This is a genomic window from Natronomonas salina, from assembly GCF_013391105.1.
Lineage (GTDB): Archaea > Halobacteriota > Halobacteria > Halobacteriales > Haloarculaceae > Natronomonas > Natronomonas salina.
On the sequence record NZ_CP058335.1, the window covers coordinates 1201981 to 1217918 of the forward strand.

Consider the following 15938-nt stretch of genomic DNA (forward strand, 5'->3'; position numbering starts at 1 on the left):
TGTTAACAACTATCGGGACGAGTGGTGGCACATGACGGATATCGACGACCTCGTGGAGGAGGTCAGGGAAGCCAAGCGGTCGGTCTCCGACGAGGGCCGCTCCGAGGCGGTCGAGAAGCAGCACGAACAGGGGAAGCTCACCGCGCGCGAGCGGGTCGACCACCTCTGTACGGACTTCGACGAGATCGGACAGCTCGCGGCGCCGGCGCCGACTACCCCCGAGACGGCCGACTGGGACCGGGATGACGCACCGGCCGACGGCGTCGTGGCCGGCGTGGGAGACGTCGACGGCAGGCCGGTCGCCGTCGCGGCGACGGACTTCACCGTCAAGGGCGGCTCCATCGGTCACACCGGCGGCCAGAAGCTGAAGCGCGTCATGGAGCTGGCGCTCCAGCGCGGCTTCCCGCTCGTCCTGCTGCACGACGGCGGCGGCCACCGCATCCAGGAAGGCCTCGACGCCCGCCCGACCGCGCAGGGCGACGGCGGCATCTTCCGGACCCAGACGAAGTGCTCGGGGTGGGTGCCGATCGTCTCGGCGATGATGGGCCCCGGGTTCGCGGCGCCGACGAACTTCTCGGCGATGGCCGACTTCGTGCCGATGGTCGAGGGTTCGACGCTCGGGGTCGCCGGCCCCTCGCTCGTGGAGGCCGCCCTCGGCGTCGACCTCTCGAAGGAGGAACTCGGCGGCGCGCAGTTCCACACCGGCGAGACGGGGATGGCCGACCGCGCCTACGAGGACGACGAGGCCTGCCTGGACGGCATCCGCGAGTTCCTGTCGTACCTGCCGCGCAACGCCCGCCGCGACCCGCCGACCGTCGAGCCCGCCCCGCCAGGCGAGTCGGTTCGAGAGCGGCTGGTCGACGTGATGCCCGCGGACCCCAAGAAGGGCTACGACATCTACGCCGTCGTCGAGGGCGTCACAGACGCGGAGAGCTTCTTCGAGCTCAAACCGGCGTTCGCGCGGAACGTCGTCACCGGGTTCGCCCGGGTCGGCGGACGCCCGATCGGCGTCATCGCCAACAATCCCCGGGTGATGGCGGGCACCATCGACGCCGACGCCTCGACGGCCGCCGCCCGGTTCGCCTCCCTCTGCGACGCCTTCGGGCTGCCCGTCCTGATGCTGGAGGACGTCCCCGGCATCCTGCCAGGTCCGGACTCCGAGCGGGACGGCGTCGCCCGGGCAGCCGGCAAGCTCCCGTTCGCACTCAACCGCGCGACCGTCCCCATCGTCAACGTCGTCCTGCGGCGCGGCTACGGGTTCGGCCACGTCGCGATGGGCGGCGGCGAGTCCGTCCGGAACGTCCTCACGGCGGTGTGGCCCACCGCCGAGGTCGCCGCGATGGGCATCGAGGGCGCCGTCGACGTCGTCCACGGCCGCGAGATCGAGGCGGCCGACGACCCCCAGGCGAAGCGCCGCGAACTCGTCGAGCGCTACAAGGACCGCACCGACGCCATCCGGTCGGTCGAGGGCGTCGGCATGGACGCCGTCATCGAACCCGCCGAGACCTACGGGTGGGTGAAGCGAGCGCTCGACCGCTACGACGAACCCAGCGAGGAGTCCTGGCCGCCGAAGAAACACGCCATCGATCCGTGGTGATCCGTTGGGTATCCGCAGGCAACCGACGGCCGCGGGGAGCGTTCACCTGTCCAGCACGGCCCGGGCGACGGGGTAGACTTCCTCCATCCAGCGGCGGTGTTGTTCGGGCGCCGGATGCAGGCCGTCCGCCGCGACGAGCGACGGGTCGGCGGCGACGGCCCGCGAGACGTCCACGACGTCGACCAGCCGCGTCCCGGCGGCGTCGGCCTCCTCCCGGACGGCGCGGTCGTACGCCGCGAGTCGCTCGTCGTGGTCCTCGCAGCCCTCGGTTTCGCAGTAGGGGGTGACCGAGTAATCCGGAATCGTGACGACGACGACGTCCGCCGGGTCGCCGCCGGCGAACTCGACGGCCCGTTCGAGCATCGCGACGAAGTTCGTCCGGAACGCCTCGACGGGCCGGCCCTGGTAGGCGTCGTTGGCGCCGACCAACAGTGTCACCAGGTCGAACGGCGGCTCCAGCGACCGGCGCTCGACGGCCGCGGCGAGTCGGCCGGTCGTCCAGCCGTCGGCGGCCACGATCTGGGGGGCGTCGGCGTCGACGCCGTCGTTTCGCAGCCGCTCGACGAGGCGGTCCACCCACCGGTCCTCCGGGGGGACCCCCGTCCCGATCGTGTAGGAGTCGCCGAGCGCGAGGAGTCGCACGGCCGGGAGTCCACACCCTCGCGGCAAAAACCAATCGGCCGCCCCGTCCGGCTCGGAGGACGAAAGGCCGGAACCGGCCTTTCGACACCCTTTTTCGACGGCTCGTCCCATCACCGGGTATGACCGACCGGGGCCCCCTGTACGCCGTCTCCCCGCTCGACGGCCGCTACGCACGCTACACGGAACCGCTCGCGGAGTACGCCAGCGAGGCGGCGCTGATGCGCGCTCGCGTGCGCGTCGAGGTGGAGTACCTGCTGGCGCTCGCCGACCTCGAGGCGACGCCGCTAGAGCTGGACGGGGCGACCCGCACGGACCTCCGGGACCTCTACGAGGCGTTCGACGCCGAGGACGCCGACGTGATCAAGCGCCTCGAGACGGAGGGCTACGAGGAGTACACAGCGACCAACCACGACGTGAAGGCCGTCGAGTACTTCGTCCGGATGCACCTGCCCGACGAGGACGCCCAGGGGCCCTGGGTCCACTTCGGGCTGACCAGCGAGGACGTCAACAACCTCGCCCACCGGCTGCTGGTGAAGCCGGCCGTCGAGGACGTCCTGGCCCCCGCGATACGGGAACTCCGCGATACGCTGGCCGACGAGGCCCGCGAGCACCGCGACGTGCCGATGCTGGCGCGCACGCACGGCCAGCCGGCGACTCCCACGACCTACGGCAAGGAGCTGGCCGTCTACGCCTCGCGGCTCGGCCGGACGCTCGGCCGCGTCGAGGCGGCGGCCGACGACCTCTCCGGGAAGCTCGCCGGCGCGTCCGGGACCTACGCCGCCCACCACGCCGCCTACCCGGACGTCGACTGGCCGGCGTTCTCCGAGTCGTTCGTCGACTCGCTCGGCCTCGACCACGAGCCGCTGACGACGCAGGTGAACCCCTGCGACGACCTCGCGGCGCTGTTCGACGCGCTCCGCGGCGTCAACAACGTCCTCCGGGACCTCGACCTCGACATGTGGCTGTACGTCTCCGACCGCTACCTCGGCCAGGAGACCGTCGAGGGCGAGACCGGCTCCTCGACGATGCCGCACAAGGTCAACCCCATCGACTTCGAGAACAGCGAGGGGAACCTCACGAAGGCCAACTCGGACCTGACGTTCCTCGCCGACTACATTACGACCTCGCGGCTCCAGCGGGACCTCTCGGACTCGACGGTCAAGCGCAACATCGGCGCGGCGTTCGCCCACTGTCTCATCGGCTACCAGAAGGCCGCCGCGGGGCTCTCGAAGGTGACGCCGAACGAGGCCGTCATGCGGGAGGAGCTGGCGGCCAACCCCGAGGTCGTCGGCGAGGCCGTCCAGACCATCCTCCGGCGGGAGGGCGACACCGAGGCCTACGAGCGCATCAAGGCGCTCACCCGCGGCCAGCGCGCCACGATGGAGGACTTCCGCGAGCTGTTCGACGACCTCGACGTCGACGAGTCGGTCCGCGAGGAGCTCCACGCGCTGACCCCCGAGGGGTACACCGGGGTCGGGTCCGACCTCGTCGACGAACTGTAGGGGCTACTCCTCCGTCCGCCTGGCGTCCGCCACGAACCGCGCGATCCGCGGGGGTTCTCGCTCCCTGGCGAACTCGAGGTACGCCTCGAGCTCTTCTGCTCCGGCGGCGAAGGTGACCGCGCGGTCCCGCCGGTCGTACGTCACCAGCCCGTGCTCTGCGAGCGTCGGCACGACCACGAGGTGGAGGTAGGAGGCCACGCCCCGCTCGGACTCGGTGGGCAGCAGATTCCGGCCGGTCTCGGCGTCGTACTCGACCAGCCGGGCGGCGAGTTCGTCCACGGCGGTCGTCCCGCCGCGGGCCCGCAGCAGGTGGAGGACGAGGCGGTTCCGCTCGTCGGCGAGGACGTCGAAGACAACGCCCGGTGGCAGCTCCTCGTCGGCTCCGTCGCCGGTCGACCGTTCGCCGGCCACGTTGTCGCTTGCCATCAATGAACGCACGGTAGGTCCGGTGTTAAGCCTTCTATCCCGTTGCTCGGAGTTTCCTTCGGCCGCCGACGGCGGCGGGAGTAACGGAGGGATGTCATCTCAGGGCGAGGCGAACTCCTCGTGTTCCAGGTGGGTCTCGAGTATCGGCCGGAGCCAGACGACCAGCCCGTGACCGGCGCCGGTCCCCCACAGCCCGGTCTCCTCGCTCTCGCCGGGGACGAGCCCCTCCTGGAGCGAACTGAGGACGACCGTCTCCCGGTCGACGAGGGCCAGCCGGCCCGGCTGGCGACCCTCGACCGCCAGCGACTGGAGGGGGAGGTCGGTCACCGAGACGGCCGCGTCCGGGACGGCGTCGAGGACGGTCTCCTCCGTGTCGTCGTTCGGGACGGCCACGTAGATGGAGACGCCCCGGCCGGAAGCTTCGCGCAGCGTCTCGAGGACGGCCTCGTCAAGGAGTTGCTCCGCGGCGACCAGGAGGAATATCTCCTTGCTCGCGGCCTCGAAGTGCGTCTGGAGGCGATCGAGGATGTCCCGCTGGTCGGCGATCTCCCAGACGCCCTCCGGGCTGGTGCTTCTGGTTTCGAGGCTCTCGAGGCGGTCGGCCGCGGTCTCGAGTGCGGCGTCGTACTCCCGCTGCAGGCGCTCGAGGGCCCGCTGGACCGGCAAGACGCGATACTTCCGTGGCTCCGACTCCTGGACGTCGACGACGCCCATCTGGTGGAGTTCGTCCGCGATGTCGTAGACTCGCGACTGGGGCACGTCGGCGATCCGGCTCACTTCCTTGGCCGTCCCCTCGGAGAGCTGGGTGAGCGCCACGAAACACCGCGCCTCGTACTCCGTCATCCCCAGCTCCATCAGGGAGTCGACAGCTTCGAGTTTCGAGGCCATCTGACTCTCCCGAACTTATTTCGGCGTGTCGTATAGATATATATTGCCTAGGTGCATCAGAAAACGTTAGTTTTCATTTGTTCGAAGCTTACAAACGTTACGCTCCCGAAAACCCGTGGTTACCGGCCGGTAACCTTCCCGGAGCACCCCCGGTCGGATTCGACGGCCCCGGTACGGTGATGTTGATGGGTTGTACCGTGTCGTACTATGATATACCTCTACGTCGTAGACCGGAATCGTAACCCAATGAGCGCCCAGGACGACGTGGTGATCGACAGGGTCGTCGCTCGCATCGCCGAGGAGTTGGAGACCGACGCGCTCGACCTCGAGCCGCTCGGGAACGCCATCGATCCCGACCTGGTGTGCGGCTTCATGACCGAAGAGGGAGTGCTCCCGAGTTCCGAACTTCAGTTCACCTACGAGGGTCGCGAGGTGTGCATCGCCGGCGACGGGACCGTCTCCATCGGGCGGGGCGACTGACCTCGCCTACTCCCCACTACCGGGAGCCTCGTCTTCCAGTCTCGTCAGGTCGTCGAAGGTCTCCCGTCGCCGCGTCACGCGCTCGTCGTCGCCCTCGAGGGCGACCTCCGCCGGCCTGGGCTGGGAGTGGAACTGGCTGGCGAGGTTGATCCCGTAGGCGCCGACGTTGCCGATCGCCAGCAGGTCCTCGGCCTCCGGTCGCGGGATCGGCCGGTCCGTACAGAACACGTCCGCGCTCGTACACAGCGGCCCGCCGACGCTCGACGCGACCGGCTCGCGGTCCCCGCCCGTCACGTTCCGGATGTGGTGGTAGGAGTCGAACATCGCCGGCCGGATCATCGCCGTCAGCCCGGCGTCGACGCCGACGACGCGGGTCTCCGGGGTCTCCTTGACCGTGTTGACCCGGGTCAGCAGCGCGCCGGCGTCGGCGACGAGGTACCGCCCCGGCTCCAGGGCGATGGTCGCGTCGACGTCCGCGGTCACCTCCCGGACCATCTCCGCCGCCGCCTCGATGTCCAGCGGCGGCTCCTCCGGGCGGTAGGGGACGCCGAACCCGCCGCCGAGGTCGAGGAACTCCAGGTCGCCCACCCGCTCGGCAAGGTCGGCGACCTTCTGGAGGGCCCGCCGGTGGTCGTCGAGGTCCCCCGAGAGGACGCCGCTGCCGACGTGGGCGTGCAGCCCGACGAAGTCGAAGCGCTCTCTCGCGTCCGCGACCACGTCGGGGACCGCATCGTACGGCAGCCCGAACTTCGCGTCCTTGCCCGTCGCGACCTTCTCGTGGTGGCCGGTCCCGATGCCGGGGTTGACCCGCAGCGCCAGCCGCCCGTCGAACCCGCGGGCCTCGAGGCGGTCCAGCGTCATCTCCGCGCCCGCCGTGATCGTCAGCTCCGGGGTGTCCTCCCAGAGGTCGACCGCGTAGTCGAGGTCGCCGTCCGGCGGGTTGACCGCGGTGTACTGGAGGTCCTCGGGAGCAACGCCGGCCTCCAATGCGCGGTGGAGTTCCCCCGCCGCGGCGCACTCGACGTCCGCGCCCGCGTCGTACAGCGTCCGGACGACCGCGCGGCCGGTGTTGGCCTTCGCCGCGTACATGACGTGGGCGAAGTCGAAGGCCGCGTCGAACCGCGCGAAGTTCTCGCGGATCCGGTCGTGGTCCATCACGTACAGCGGCGTGCCGTGCTCGGCGGCGAGCCGCTCCAGGCGGTCGGCGTCCCAGTCGGCGAGCCGCTTGACGGCGGGCGAGGCGGCGAGACTCATTGCCGGTACACGGGGGCGGCCGATAACAAGGGTTCCGCTCTCGGTCGGCCGGTGGCGGCGTCCGGGCGCTAAGTTCCCCTTACCGCACCGATCGGTCCTCCGAAGAGTGGGTTCGTGGACCGCCCCGCGAGCCTCGGCGACGGCCTGACCCGGCGCGACTCGCGCGACTCAAAACGCCTAAGTCGGTTCGCGACACCTGCACAGATATGCGACGTCACGTGCTCGACGGTCGGCCGGGAACGCACACCCGCGAGCACGTCGACGGGCCCGCTTCTCCGAAAGGCAAACGTCCGTAGGCCGATCTCCGGCGGGCGTGGCGCCCCCGTCGCAGGTCGACACCGGACGCACAGCCCCCGAACGCAGCGACCCACCGAATCCCACAGCAATGACACACGACACGTTCACGGGCGTCTTCCCCGCGATGACGACGCCCTTCCACGACGACGAGAGCATCGACCACGACACCCTGCGGAACCACGCCCAGCGGCTCGAGGACGCCGGCGTCGACGGCGTCGTCCCGGTCGGCACCACCGGCGAGTCGGCGACGATGACCCACGACGAGCACATCGAGGTCGTCGAGACGGTCGTCGACGCCGTCGACGACGTCCCGGTGATCGCCGGCAGCGGCTCGAACAACACCCGCGAGGCGCTGGACCTCTCGCGGCGCTCCGCTGACGCGGGCGCCGACGGCCTGCTGCTCATCTCGCCGTACTACAACCGCCCCCAACCCGAGGGCATGGAGCACCACTTCCGGCAGATCGCCGACGAGGTCGACCTGCCGCAGATCGTCTACAACGTCCCGAGCCGGACGGGCCGGAACATCGCCGTCGAGACCGCGGTCTCGCTGGCCGAACACGACAACGTCGTCGGCTACAAGGCCGCCAGCGGCGACCTCAACCGCATCAACGAGGTCGTCGAGCGGACCCGCGAGGAGAACTTCTCGGTGCTCTCCGGCGACGACGCGCTGACACTGCCGGTCATCGCGCAGGGCGGCACCGGCTGCATCTCCGTGGCGGCGAACGTCGAGCCCGAGCGGACGGTGGCGCTCGTCGGCGCGGCCCTGGAGAACGACTTCGACCGCGCACGCGAACTGCAGTACGAGATGGGCGACCTATTCCGGACGCTGTTCGTCGAGTCCAACCCCATCCCGATCAACGAGGCCATGGAGATCCGGGGCGTCCACTCCTCGACGATGCGGTCGCCGCTCAACCCGATGACCGATGAGAACCGCGAGCGACTGCGCGAGGTCCTCGCCGACCTGGAATGAGGCTGGTCGTCATCGGCGCGACGGGCCGGACCGGCGGCGAAATCGTCGCGGAGGCGAGCGACCGCGGCCACGACGTCGTCGGCGTCGCCACCGAGGCGGCCACGATCGAGAGCGTCGACGTCCACCCCAGCGACGACCTCGCCGAGGTGCTGGAGGGGGCCGACGCCGCCATCGACTTCACGGTCCCCGACGCCAGCCGCGAGCACGCGGCGCTCGCCGCCGAGGCCGGCGTCCCCTACGTCGTCGGGACGACCGGGTTCGACGAGCAGGGGATGTCCACGCTTCGAGAAGCCAGCGAGTCGGTGCCAGTCCTGAAGGCCTCGAACTTCGCCCGCGGCGTGCAGGCGCTGCTGCAGGTCGTCGAGGCCGGCGTCGAGGCGCTGCCGGGGTACGACGTCGAGCTCACGGAGACCCACCACAACGGCAAGCGGGACGCCCCGAGCGGCACTGCGAACACCATCTTGGATGTGGTCGACGAGGCGCGGGAAGAGAGTCTCGACCGCACCCACGGCCGCGAAGGCGAGCACCTGCGCGATGAGTCCGAGGTCGGCGTCCACGTCCGCCGGGCGGGCAACGTCCGCGGCGAACACGAGGTCATGCTCGCGGGCAACGACGAGGTCGTGACGCTGACCCACCGCGCCGAGTCGCGGCGGGTGTTCGCCGCCGGCGCCGTCGACGCCGCCGAGTGGCTCGCCGGCCGCGAGGCGGGCTGGTACGACTTCGCGGACGCGCTGTAGCCGACCGCTGCGCGAGTGGTTTTATCGGGCGGACGTTCGACTGCGCGGTATGAACCGACGGCACTTCCTCGGCGTCGCCACGACCGCGTCCCTGACCGGTTGCACCGGTTTCGTGGGCAACGAGGAGAACGGCGACCTCGACCTCACCGTCCAGAACGACCGCGACGGCCCGGTGTCCGTAGACGTCGAGGTCGTCGACGACGAGGGGACGACGCACGAGGAGGCGTCCAACCGGATCGACAGCGGCGTCGCCCGGAGCGCCCAGGTGACGGTCGGGTCGGCCGGCCGACACGAGGTGACTGTCTTCGGCGAGGACTGACGCGGGCAACTCGCCTGGAACGTCGACACCTGCGCACTGTTCGACGGGACGGTCCGGGTCACCCCGGAGAGCGTCGAGGTGGCCGGCGAGTGCGCCGAGCCGAAGTGAATCGGTCGTATTCGGCTTTCGTATCGGTAGAGAGTGGTTACCGTTCGTGACTTGCGCGGTCCGAAAAGGCTACGTCACGGACCCCAGATTATTCAATGGAGTGACAGAACGGATCCACAGTATCGACGCCACGCGCATCGTCGCGATGGCGTTCGTCGTCGCGATTCACACGGACCCGTTCCGCGGCCTGGGAGCGTACGGCAACCTGGCCAACTTCGCGATCGATTCGACGGCGCGGTTCGCCGTCCCCTTCTTCTTCCTGACGTCCGGCTACCTGTTCGCCGCCAAGACGGCCGATCGGAACACGCGGCAGTTCCTCGTCGAGCAGGTGCGGACGCTCGCCTCGCTGTACGTGTTCGGCCTGCTCCTCGCCGCACCTGTCTTCCTCGCGGGAGCGCTCGCAGACAGAGGAGCGGATGCGGGGAGCGTCGTCCGAACGGGCACCCAGGAGCTCGCCGGATTCGTCTCGCCGCTCGAACTGCTCTACTTCGGCAACTCCGTCTCGGAGATCCTCTGGTTCCTCCCGGCGCTGGGGTACTCGCTGGTCCTGATCTACGGCTTCGACAGGGTCGACGGGACCCGGTATCTGCTCCCGGTCTCGCTCGGATTGCACGTCGTCGGCCTCCTGGCGTCCAGTTACGGGCTGTTCCTCGACGTCCCGATCGAGCACCGGGACGCGCTGTTCTTCGGGTTCTTCTACACGAGCCTCGGCTACCACCTCGGCGCGAGTGATTGGCGCCCGGACGCCGACCGGAGTACGCTCTACCTCGGTGCGGCGGGCGCGTTCGCCGCGCTGAACGTCGTGGAGCGGTACGTGCTGGGGTACGTGCTGACGGGCGAGACGGTCACTCAGGGCGTCTACACCGCGAGCTACACGATCGGGACCGCGCTCTTCTCGATCGCGCTGTTCCTGTTCCTCCTGGCGCGACCAGGGCTCGGCCAGCACACAGCACTGCCGTCGTGGGGGAAATCGGCTGTGGGGATCTACGTCGTCCACCCCGCGCTGCTGTACCCCCTGGAGCGCTCGGGGACGGCGCTGCGCTTGCTCGGGGTCGACGGTAGCGAGTCGGTCCTCTGGCACCTCCTCCTGACGCCCACGGTGTTCTTCGGGTCGTGGCTCGTCTACGTCGCAGTCCGGGAGTTGGGCGCCATCCAGGACGGCCAGGTCCGCCTTCCCGATGCGTGGTCGGTCCGGTCCGCCGATTCAGAGTGATTCCGTCCCGGAGCGAAGAATCCAACAGAGCCAAGGTCCGCGTTTTCGTCCCCCGAGGTAATGAGCACACTCCAGAACGACGTCGAGGAACTGCAGCAGCGCTACGACGAGGGACTGACCGCCGACGAGGTCGGCGAGGAAGAACTGGCCGTCCTTGAGGAGTTCCTGCAGGCGCTCGAGGCCGGCGACGTCCGGGCCGCCGAGAAGCGCGACGGCGAGTGGGAGGCCAACGAGTGGGTCAAGCAGGGCATCCTCCTGAACTTCGGCCTGCGCGACATCGAGACGCACAGCCACGGCGGCGTCGACTACCACGACGTCCTGCCGCTGCGCGACACCTCGGACCTCCCCGAGCGCGGCACCCGGAACACCCCGGACGGCACCGTCGTCCGTCGCGGCGCCTACGTCGGCAGCGACGCCATCATGATGAGCCCGTCGTTCGTCAACATCGGCGCGTACGTCGGCGACGGCACGCTCGTCGACTCCTGCGACACGGTCGGCTCGGCGGCCCAGATCGGCGACGACGTCAAGCTCGGCGCGAACACGCTCATCGGCGGCGTCCTCGAACCCGTCGAGGCCGCGCCGGTCGTCGTCGAGGACGGTGTCGCACTGGGCGCCGGCTGTCGCGTGACCTCCGGGTTCGTCGTCGGCGAGAACAGCGTCGTCGGCGAGAACACGCTGCTGACGCCGCGCATCCCGGTCTACGACCTCGTCGAGGAGGAGATCCTCTTCGGCCACCTGCCGCCGGAGCGGCGCGCGTTCACCCGGTTCGTGGAATCGAGCGTCGGTGATCACGACCTCTTCGAAGGCGGCGCCTACAAGCCCGCCGTCGTCGCGACGGACGTCGAGGACGAGACGCTGGAGGCGACCCAGCGCGAGGACGCGCTGCGCGGCAATTGATCACGGTCCCGCCGAAACCTTATCTGTGTACGTACACGTACACGGCTATATGGGGACGAAGACGATATCGCTCGCGGACGATGCCTACGAGAAACTCAAGGCCCACAAGCGCGAGGGCGAGAGCTTCAGCGACGTCGTCCGGCGTCTCACCGGCGGCGTCACGCTCTCGGAATACTACGGCGCTCTCGACGACGAGACGGCCGACGAACTCGAGGGGATCATCGAGGAGCGCCGAGAAGGACGCTCCGAGACACACCGCGAACGGGTCGATCGGTTCGTCAACGAGTTCGATGGGTCAGGTACCCACCTCTAAAGGGGTGGGCTTGTCAGTGGACTCCCGCTCTGACCACCCGTGTCGGTGGCAGGCGTAAACTCGCCGTTCGCGTGCAGCGTCCCTGACTTCAGGGCCACCTGACAGTCGGCCCCTCCAGGGCCAGACGTGTGCCAGCCCTGGAGCAATCGCCACCCGATATTTCGGGCGGCATTGTAGTCGGCGTGCAGTTCCTTCCCGCATTCAAGGCACTCGAACTCATCGCCGTCACGGTTGTGCTCGTGGGTGAACCCACAGGTCGAGTGACTGCAGCGCTGACTCGTGTAGGCGGGGGCGACTGTGGCCACCAGAATGCCGTGTTCTTCGGCCTTGTACTCGGTGTACTGCTGGATCGTCCGGAAGGCCCACTGCTGGAACTTCGAGGCACTCGAGATCCTCTCGCAGATGTTCGTTAAATCCTCGAATGCAATCGCAGCACAGTCGTGTTGACGGGCCTCCTGAACGATGGCTTTCGAGACCCGATGGAGATAGTCGTCGCTCCATCGCCCGAACCGATTACCGACGCGCTGGATGGTGAGGTGGGCCGACCGCGTCCCTGTCTGCTGGAGGCGCCCGCGTCGCCGTTCGTACTCGCGACGCTTGTGATTCAGTAAGTCGGCGTTGCCGAGGAACTGTCCTGTGCTGGTGACGGCCAGAGAGCCATCCACATTGAGGTCGACGCCGAGAACCACTCCGTTCTCAACAGTCGACACGTCCGTCTCCGGCTCCTTCTCGATGGCAACATGGAGGTAGTACTCACCGTTCCGCTTGTGCAGCGTCGCTTCCTTGCGCTCCCACTCCTCACGGTCCCAGTACTCTTCGAACGGCGTCCCTGTCTCGTCTGCGGGCGTGACATAGTCGGCACGAACACGCCCATCGACAGTAGCGAGTGTGCAGTGTTCGTCATTGTACGTGATGGTGCGGTGGCCGTAGACGACGACCGACCCGCGGAACGTGGGTTTACTCGTCGTGGCCCCCTCGAATAGTCGGTCCTGAGAGTTGGCAAGAGCTTCGGCAGCGAGCCGCCGCGCCGATTGGACGTGATTCGAGTGGAGGTCGGTCTGTGCGCGTACCTCATCGTAGGTTGCAGCGTTGAGGACACGTTGGTCAGTGGTGATGTCGCAAGGGTCGTCGGCCCATCCGTAATCCGCAACGTACTGAGCAGCCTCGCGAAATTGCTCGAACGTCGCATCAAGCACGCTGTGAGCGTCCGCTGGCACGTCGAGTTTCACCTGGATGTTCCGGACGACCGTCACACCGCCCGTTGGCTGCGTTATCGTACTTAAAGGTTGGAACGGGACCGAGGAGTCGGTCTTGCTAGTACCGAGGAACATTGTACTGGAGCGGACACGCTTCCTCCCACGGCTGAAGCCGTGGGTTTCCGCGCTGCGATTTTATGATACTGGATTCGACGTTCCTCATCGACGTCCTTCGCGGTCGTGAGGAGGTCACTGACCGCGTCGAAGAGTTGGATGCCAGCGGAGCTCCAGCTGTCAGTTCGGTGACCGTGATGGAGCTCTGGGAGGGGATCCAGCTGGCCGATGCGAGCGAAAGCGAACGAAGAGCGGTCGAGAATCTCCTGACCGATATCGACGAGTTCGCCTTCGACAGGGACTGTGCGATGACCGCAGGTCGAATCAACGCTGAACTGGTCCAGGCCGGTACCCCGGTCGATACGACCGACGTGATGATCGCGGCGACCGGGCTGGTGTACGACCGGCCGGTCGTGACGCGGAACGTCAGCGATTTCGAACGCGTTCCAGACCTCGAGGTCGTCTCCTACTGATTTCCCCTTGCGCCTGCGGGCTCCGCCTTTATCCCTCCACGGCACCAAGTCCGGACGCATGTCAGAACACGAGCTGGCCTCCGAGTTCGAGGACTTCCAAGGGGATCTGCCGGACAGCGTCGACCAAGCCGCGGTCGACCGGATGCGGCTGGTCGCCCGCCTCCTGGACGACGCGGTCCGCGTCCCGGGGACGGACTACCGCATCGGGCTCGACCCGATCATGGGCGCCGCGCCGATCGCCGGCGACGTCGTCACCGGGCTCGTCTCGCTGTACATCGTCGCCGAGTCCGCCCGCCTCGGAGTCTCCTACCAGACGCTGCTGAAGATGATGCTGAACGTCTCCATCGACGTCGGCGGCGGGTCCATCCCGGTCCTCGGGACGCTGTTCGACGCCGCCTGGAAGTCCAACCAGCGGAACGTCAAGCTCCTCGTCGACGAGCTCAAGGAGCAGGCGAACCGCGCCGACCAGGAGCCGAAGACGATCGACGTCGACTGAACTACTCGGAAGCGTCGCCAGCGTCCGACTCCGATCCCGACGCCGATTCGGGATTCGTGCCGCCGCTCGCGTTCTCCGCCTCGTTCTCACCTTCGTCGCCCGTGTCTTCGATCTCGATCGTCGTCGCGCCGTCGAGCCCGTCCGTCGTCTCGTCGTCGTCGTCGTCGGGACGCGAGACGCCGGGGCCGAACGCGAGGGAGAACGCGACGCGGTTCGCGCCGAAGACGCTGCGCACGGTCGCGCCGAAGGGGCCGAACGCGGCCCCGAACACCGTCTCGATCGGTTCCCTCTCCGAGCGAGGCTCCTCGTCCCGTTCGCGGCTCCGTTCCGTCATATCCGCGGGTTCTTCGCCGATCGGCTGAAGCTTTTCGGTCGGAATCGGTCGATTCTGCACGACCCCTGCTAGCACGAGCGCCAGAAGCAATTTCACCAGTACTCGCCAATCCTCTGGATACAATGAGACACGCAGGCCTGAAAGCCAGAATGGCGGTCGTGGGGAGCGTCCTGTTCGCCTTCTACGCGTTCCTCGCGCTCGTCGCCTTCGCGATGGGCGCCGGCCCCGTCCTGATCGGGATCGGGACCGTCCTGTTCGTCGGCTTCCAGTACGTCGTCGGCAAGAAGGTCGCGCTGTGGAGCGTCGGCGCCGAGGACATGCCCGAGGACCGGTATCGCGGCGTCCACGAGTCCGTCGAGCGCCTCAGCGACGAGATGGACCTCGAGAAGCCGCGGCTGATGGTCGCCGAGATGGGCGTGCCGAACGCCTTCGCGGTCGGCCGGCGCGGCGCGGGCGTCGTCGTGGTCTCGACGGAACTGATGGAGGCCCTCGGCCGCGACGAACTGGAGGCCGTCCTCGCCCACGAGCTGGCGCACATCGACAACCGCGACGTCGTGACGATGGTGCTGGGCCAGTCCATCGCGTCGATGCTCGGCCTCGCCGTCCAGTTCGCCATCCTGTTCACGAACGACCGCGGTATCGGGAACTTCCTGCTGGCGTACGTCGCCGGCATCGTCGTCCAGATGGTCGCGATGGTGTTCGTCCTCGCCATCTCGCGGTACCGCGAGTACGTCGCCGACGCCGACGCCGCCCGCCACGTGGGCGGCGACGCGATGGCCGGCGCCCTCCGGAAGATCGCGGCCGCGGGCGAGCGTACCGACAACGACGTCAGTGACAACGTCTCGGCGCTCTGCATCTTCGGCGGCGAGCGCTCGGCCCTGGAGAAGGTGTTCGCGACCCACCCGCCGATCGAGAAACGCATCGAGGCGGTCCAGGGCGTCGACCGCGAGTTCTACTGACCGGGTTCACCGACCTTCGGCGTCGACGTAGTCGACGAGTTCCGCTACCGTGGAGTCGACGACCTCGCTCTCGAGGGATCCCTGCCAGTGCTGGACGTCGTCGTGCTCGAGCGTCTCGACGCTCCAGGGGATGACGCGGCTGCGTTCCGGCGTGCCACCTCTTAGCCACGCCGCCTCCGGAATCTCGACCAGATCGTCGTGCCAAGTCCGGGTCGTCAGCGCCAGGACGATGTACTGTTCCCCGTGGTAGGGGTGTGACTCGTCACTGACGACCAGCCACGGCCAGGCGTACTCCTCGCCCTTGAACGGGTCGTCCCCGTACAGCACGTCCCCGCGGTCGAAGCTCATCCGTCGACGTTCGGGTGCGGTTCGTCCGGCGCGTGTTCGCGCCAGCTCTCAGGGTCCTCCTCCCCGAACCGGTCGTTGAGGCGACGCGTCGCTCGCTGGTAGGTGCCGAACGAGCGGATCCGCTCGGGGTCGCCGAGCGCCCAGTACTCGCCCTTGTGTCGGACCAGCCCGCGGTCCTCGAGGCGCGAGAGGACGGTCCCGATGGAGTTCCGATCGATCCCGGTCTCCTCGGCGATCTCCGCGGCCGTGAACGCCTTGTCGTCGTTCTCGATGAGGAAGAGCAGTACCGTCTCGGGGTTGCTCGGCTCCTCGAGATCCTCCGCCGAACTCGAATCGAACCGCTCGATGTCGATCGGCATGTCCGTCAGTACGTCC

20 protein-coding genes are annotated in these 15938 nt (G+C 68.3%); 12 read left to right on the forward strand and 8 right to left on the reverse strand.

The features are described from left to right. Positions 1-31 precede the first annotated feature (31 nt). Entirely contained in the window at positions 32-1597 is a 1566-nt protein-coding gene (locus tag HWV07_RS06555) for an acyl-CoA carboxylase subunit beta (protein WP_178333533.1), read from the forward strand. A gap of 42 nt (positions 1598-1639) precedes the next feature. On the opposite strand, the gene HWV07_RS06560 is transcribed toward HWV07_RS06555, so the two are convergent. Then, positions 1640-2239, reverse strand: coding sequence for an SGNH/GDSL hydrolase family protein (locus tag HWV07_RS06560; RefSeq protein WP_178333534.1), 600 nt, complete (start codon positions 2237-2239; stop codon positions 1640-1642). Between the two features lie 119 nt (positions 2240-2358). Here HWV07_RS06560 and purB point away from each other — a divergent pair, with 119 nt between their 5' ends. Beyond that, positions 2359-3741: an adenylosuccinate lyase gene (gene purB / locus HWV07_RS06565; RefSeq protein ID WP_178333535.1), complete on the forward strand. Its 1383-nt coding sequence runs from the start codon at positions 2359-2361 to the stop codon at positions 3739-3741. Positions 3742-3744: 3 nt separating this feature from the next. On the opposite strand, the gene HWV07_RS06570 is transcribed toward purB, so the two are convergent. Both HWV07_RS06570 and HWV07_RS06575 read right to left on the reverse strand, forming a co-directional pair. Continuing rightward, entirely contained in the window at positions 3745-4167 is a 423-nt protein-coding gene (locus HWV07_RS06570; RefSeq protein WP_178333536.1) for a DUF7344 domain-containing protein, read from the reverse strand. A 99-nt stretch (positions 4168-4266) separates the two neighbouring features. Then, complete coding sequence (locus HWV07_RS06575; RefSeq protein ID WP_178333537.1) at positions 4267-5055, reverse strand: TrmB family transcriptional regulator; 789 nt, start codon at positions 5053-5055, stop codon at positions 4267-4269. Between the two features lie 246 nt (positions 5056-5301). On the opposite strand from HWV07_RS06575, the gene HWV07_RS06580 reads away from it, so the two are divergent. Then, the gene (locus HWV07_RS06580; protein WP_178333538.1) at positions 5302-5535 is read left to right on the forward strand and encodes a HalOD1 output domain-containing protein; all 234 of its coding nucleotides are present in this window, start codon (positions 5302-5304) and stop codon (positions 5533-5535) included. Between the two features lie 6 nt (positions 5536-5541). Here HWV07_RS06580 and lysA read toward each other — a convergent pair whose 3' ends face one another. Further along, on the reverse strand, positions 5542-6789 hold the full coding sequence (lysA, locus tag HWV07_RS06585; RefSeq protein WP_178333539.1) for a diaminopimelate decarboxylase: 1248 nt from the start codon (positions 6787-6789) through the stop codon (positions 5542-5544). 385 nt (positions 6790-7174) lie between these two features. Here lysA and dapA point away from each other — a divergent pair, with 385 nt between their 5' ends. The 6 genes from dapA to HWV07_RS06615 all read left to right on the forward strand — a co-directional run bounded on the left by dapA (position 7175) and on the right by HWV07_RS06615 (position 11643). After that, entirely contained in the window at positions 7175-8056 is an 882-nt protein-coding gene (gene dapA, locus HWV07_RS06590) for a 4-hydroxy-tetrahydrodipicolinate synthase (protein ID WP_178333540.1), read from the forward strand. Further along, a complete protein-coding gene (dapB, locus tag HWV07_RS06595; protein WP_178333541.1) occupies positions 8053-8793 on the forward strand; it encodes a 4-hydroxy-tetrahydrodipicolinate reductase in 741 nt (246 codons plus the stop codon). The genes dapA and dapB overlap by 4 nt, the downstream gene beginning before the upstream one ends. 49 nt (positions 8794-8842) lie before the next feature. Continuing rightward, positions 8843-9112: a hypothetical protein gene (locus HWV07_RS06600; RefSeq protein WP_211694236.1), complete on the forward strand. Its 270-nt coding sequence runs from the start codon at positions 8843-8845 to the stop codon at positions 9110-9112. 208 nt (positions 9113-9320) lie between these two features. After that, positions 9321-10433: an acyltransferase gene (locus tag HWV07_RS06605; protein WP_178333542.1), complete on the forward strand. Its 1113-nt coding sequence runs from the start codon at positions 9321-9323 to the stop codon at positions 10431-10433. A 60-nt stretch (positions 10434-10493) separates the two neighbouring features. Then, positions 10494-11330: a 2,3,4,5-tetrahydropyridine-2,6-dicarboxylate N-succinyltransferase gene (locus tag HWV07_RS06610; RefSeq protein ID WP_178333543.1), complete on the forward strand. Its 837-nt coding sequence runs from the start codon at positions 10494-10496 to the stop codon at positions 11328-11330. Positions 11331-11379: 49 nt separating this feature from the next. Further along, a complete protein-coding gene (locus HWV07_RS06615) occupies positions 11380-11643 on the forward strand; it encodes an antitoxin VapB family protein (protein WP_178333544.1) in 264 nt (87 codons plus the stop codon). On the opposite strand, the gene HWV07_RS06620 is transcribed toward HWV07_RS06615, so the two are convergent. After that, the gene (locus HWV07_RS06620; protein ID WP_178333545.1) at positions 11640-12896 is read right to left on the reverse strand and encodes an RNA-guided endonuclease InsQ/TnpB family protein; all 1257 of its coding nucleotides are present in this window, start codon (positions 12894-12896) and stop codon (positions 11640-11642) included. The two genes, HWV07_RS06615 and HWV07_RS06620, sit on opposite strands and share 4 nt — an antisense overlap. A gap of 140 nt (positions 12897-13036) precedes the next feature. Here HWV07_RS06620 and HWV07_RS06625 point away from each other — a divergent pair, with 140 nt between their 5' ends. Then, on the forward strand, positions 13037-13426 hold the full coding sequence (locus HWV07_RS06625) for a PIN domain-containing protein (RefSeq protein ID WP_178333546.1): 390 nt from the start codon (positions 13037-13039) through the stop codon (positions 13424-13426). Positions 13427-13484: 58 nt separating this feature from the next. Then, positions 13485-13922 (forward strand): DUF4112 domain-containing protein, encoded by a 438-nt coding sequence (locus HWV07_RS06630; protein WP_178333547.1) that lies wholly within the window; start codon positions 13485-13487, stop codon positions 13920-13922. 1 nt (position 13923) lies between these two features. On the opposite strand, the gene HWV07_RS06635 is transcribed toward HWV07_RS06630, so the two are convergent. After that, the gene (locus HWV07_RS06635) at positions 13924-14256 is read right to left on the reverse strand and encodes a hypothetical protein (RefSeq protein WP_178333548.1); all 333 of its coding nucleotides are present in this window, start codon (positions 14254-14256) and stop codon (positions 13924-13926) included. Between the two features lie 122 nt (positions 14257-14378). Between HWV07_RS06635 and HWV07_RS06640 the strand changes: the two genes are divergently transcribed. After that, positions 14379-15215 carry a M48 family metalloprotease gene (locus tag HWV07_RS06640; protein ID WP_178333549.1) on the forward strand — a complete coding sequence of 279 codons (837 nt, stop codon included), beginning with the start codon at positions 14379-14381 and terminating at the stop codon, positions 15213-15215. A 6-nt stretch (positions 15216-15221) separates the two neighbouring features. Here the strand turns inward: HWV07_RS06640 and HWV07_RS06645 are convergent, their stop codons facing one another. After that, positions 15222-15563: a type II toxin-antitoxin system PemK/MazF family toxin gene (locus tag HWV07_RS06645; RefSeq protein WP_178333550.1), complete on the reverse strand. Its 342-nt coding sequence runs from the start codon at positions 15561-15563 to the stop codon at positions 15222-15224. Then, entirely contained in the window at positions 15560-15922 is a 363-nt protein-coding gene (locus HWV07_RS06650; RefSeq protein ID WP_178333551.1) for a MarR family transcriptional regulator, read from the reverse strand. Before HWV07_RS06650 ends, HWV07_RS06645 begins: the two co-directional genes overlap by 4 nt. Between the last annotated feature and the right edge of the window lie 16 nt (positions 15923-15938).

Coding starts and splice junctions, on each gene's coding strand:
- HWV07_RS06555 (WP_178333533.1), top strand. CDS start 32: ATGACGGATATCGACGACCTCGTGGAGGAGGTCAGGGAAGCCAAGCGG.
- purB (WP_178333535.1), top strand. CDS start 2,359: ATGACCGACCGGGGCCCCCTGTACGCCGTCTCCCCGCTCGACGGCCGC.
- HWV07_RS06570 (WP_178333536.1), bottom strand. CDS start 4,167: ATGGCAAGCGACAACGTGGCCGGCGAACGGTCGACCGGCGACGGAGCC.
- HWV07_RS06575 (WP_178333537.1), bottom strand. CDS start 5,055: ATGGCCTCGAAACTCGAAGCTGTCGACTCCCTGATGGAGCTGGGGATG.
- HWV07_RS06580 (WP_178333538.1), top strand. CDS start 5,302: ATGAGCGCCCAGGACGACGTGGTGATCGACAGGGTCGTCGCTCGCATC.
- lysA (WP_178333539.1), bottom strand. CDS start 6,789: ATGAGTCTCGCCGCCTCGCCCGCCGTCAAGCGGCTCGCCGACTGGGAC.
- dapA (WP_178333540.1), top strand. CDS start 7,175: ATGACACACGACACGTTCACGGGCGTCTTCCCCGCGATGACGACGCCC.
- dapB (WP_178333541.1), top strand. CDS start 8,053: ATGAGGCTGGTCGTCATCGGCGCGACGGGCCGGACCGGCGGCGAAATC.
- HWV07_RS06600 (WP_211694236.1), top strand. CDS start 8,843: ATGAACCGACGGCACTTCCTCGGCGTCGCCACGACCGCGTCCCTGACC.
- HWV07_RS06610 (WP_178333543.1), top strand. CDS start 10,494: ATGAGCACACTCCAGAACGACGTCGAGGAACTGCAGCAGCGCTACGAC.
- HWV07_RS06615 (WP_178333544.1), top strand. CDS start 11,380: ATGGGGACGAAGACGATATCGCTCGCGGACGATGCCTACGAGAAACTC.
- HWV07_RS06625 (WP_178333546.1), top strand. CDS start 13,037: ATGATACTGGATTCGACGTTCCTCATCGACGTCCTTCGCGGTCGTGAG.
- HWV07_RS06630 (WP_178333547.1), top strand. CDS start 13,485: ATGTCAGAACACGAGCTGGCCTCCGAGTTCGAGGACTTCCAAGGGGAT.
- HWV07_RS06635 (WP_178333548.1), bottom strand. CDS start 14,256: ATGACGGAACGGAGCCGCGAACGGGACGAGGAGCCTCGCTCGGAGAGG.
- HWV07_RS06640 (WP_178333549.1), top strand. CDS start 14,379: ATGAGACACGCAGGCCTGAAAGCCAGAATGGCGGTCGTGGGGAGCGTC.
- HWV07_RS06645 (WP_178333550.1), bottom strand. CDS start 15,563: ATGAGCTTCGACCGCGGGGACGTGCTGTACGGGGACGACCCGTTCAAG.
- HWV07_RS06650 (WP_178333551.1), bottom strand. CDS start 15,922: ATGCCGATCGACATCGAGCGGTTCGATTCGAGTTCGGCGGAGGATCTC.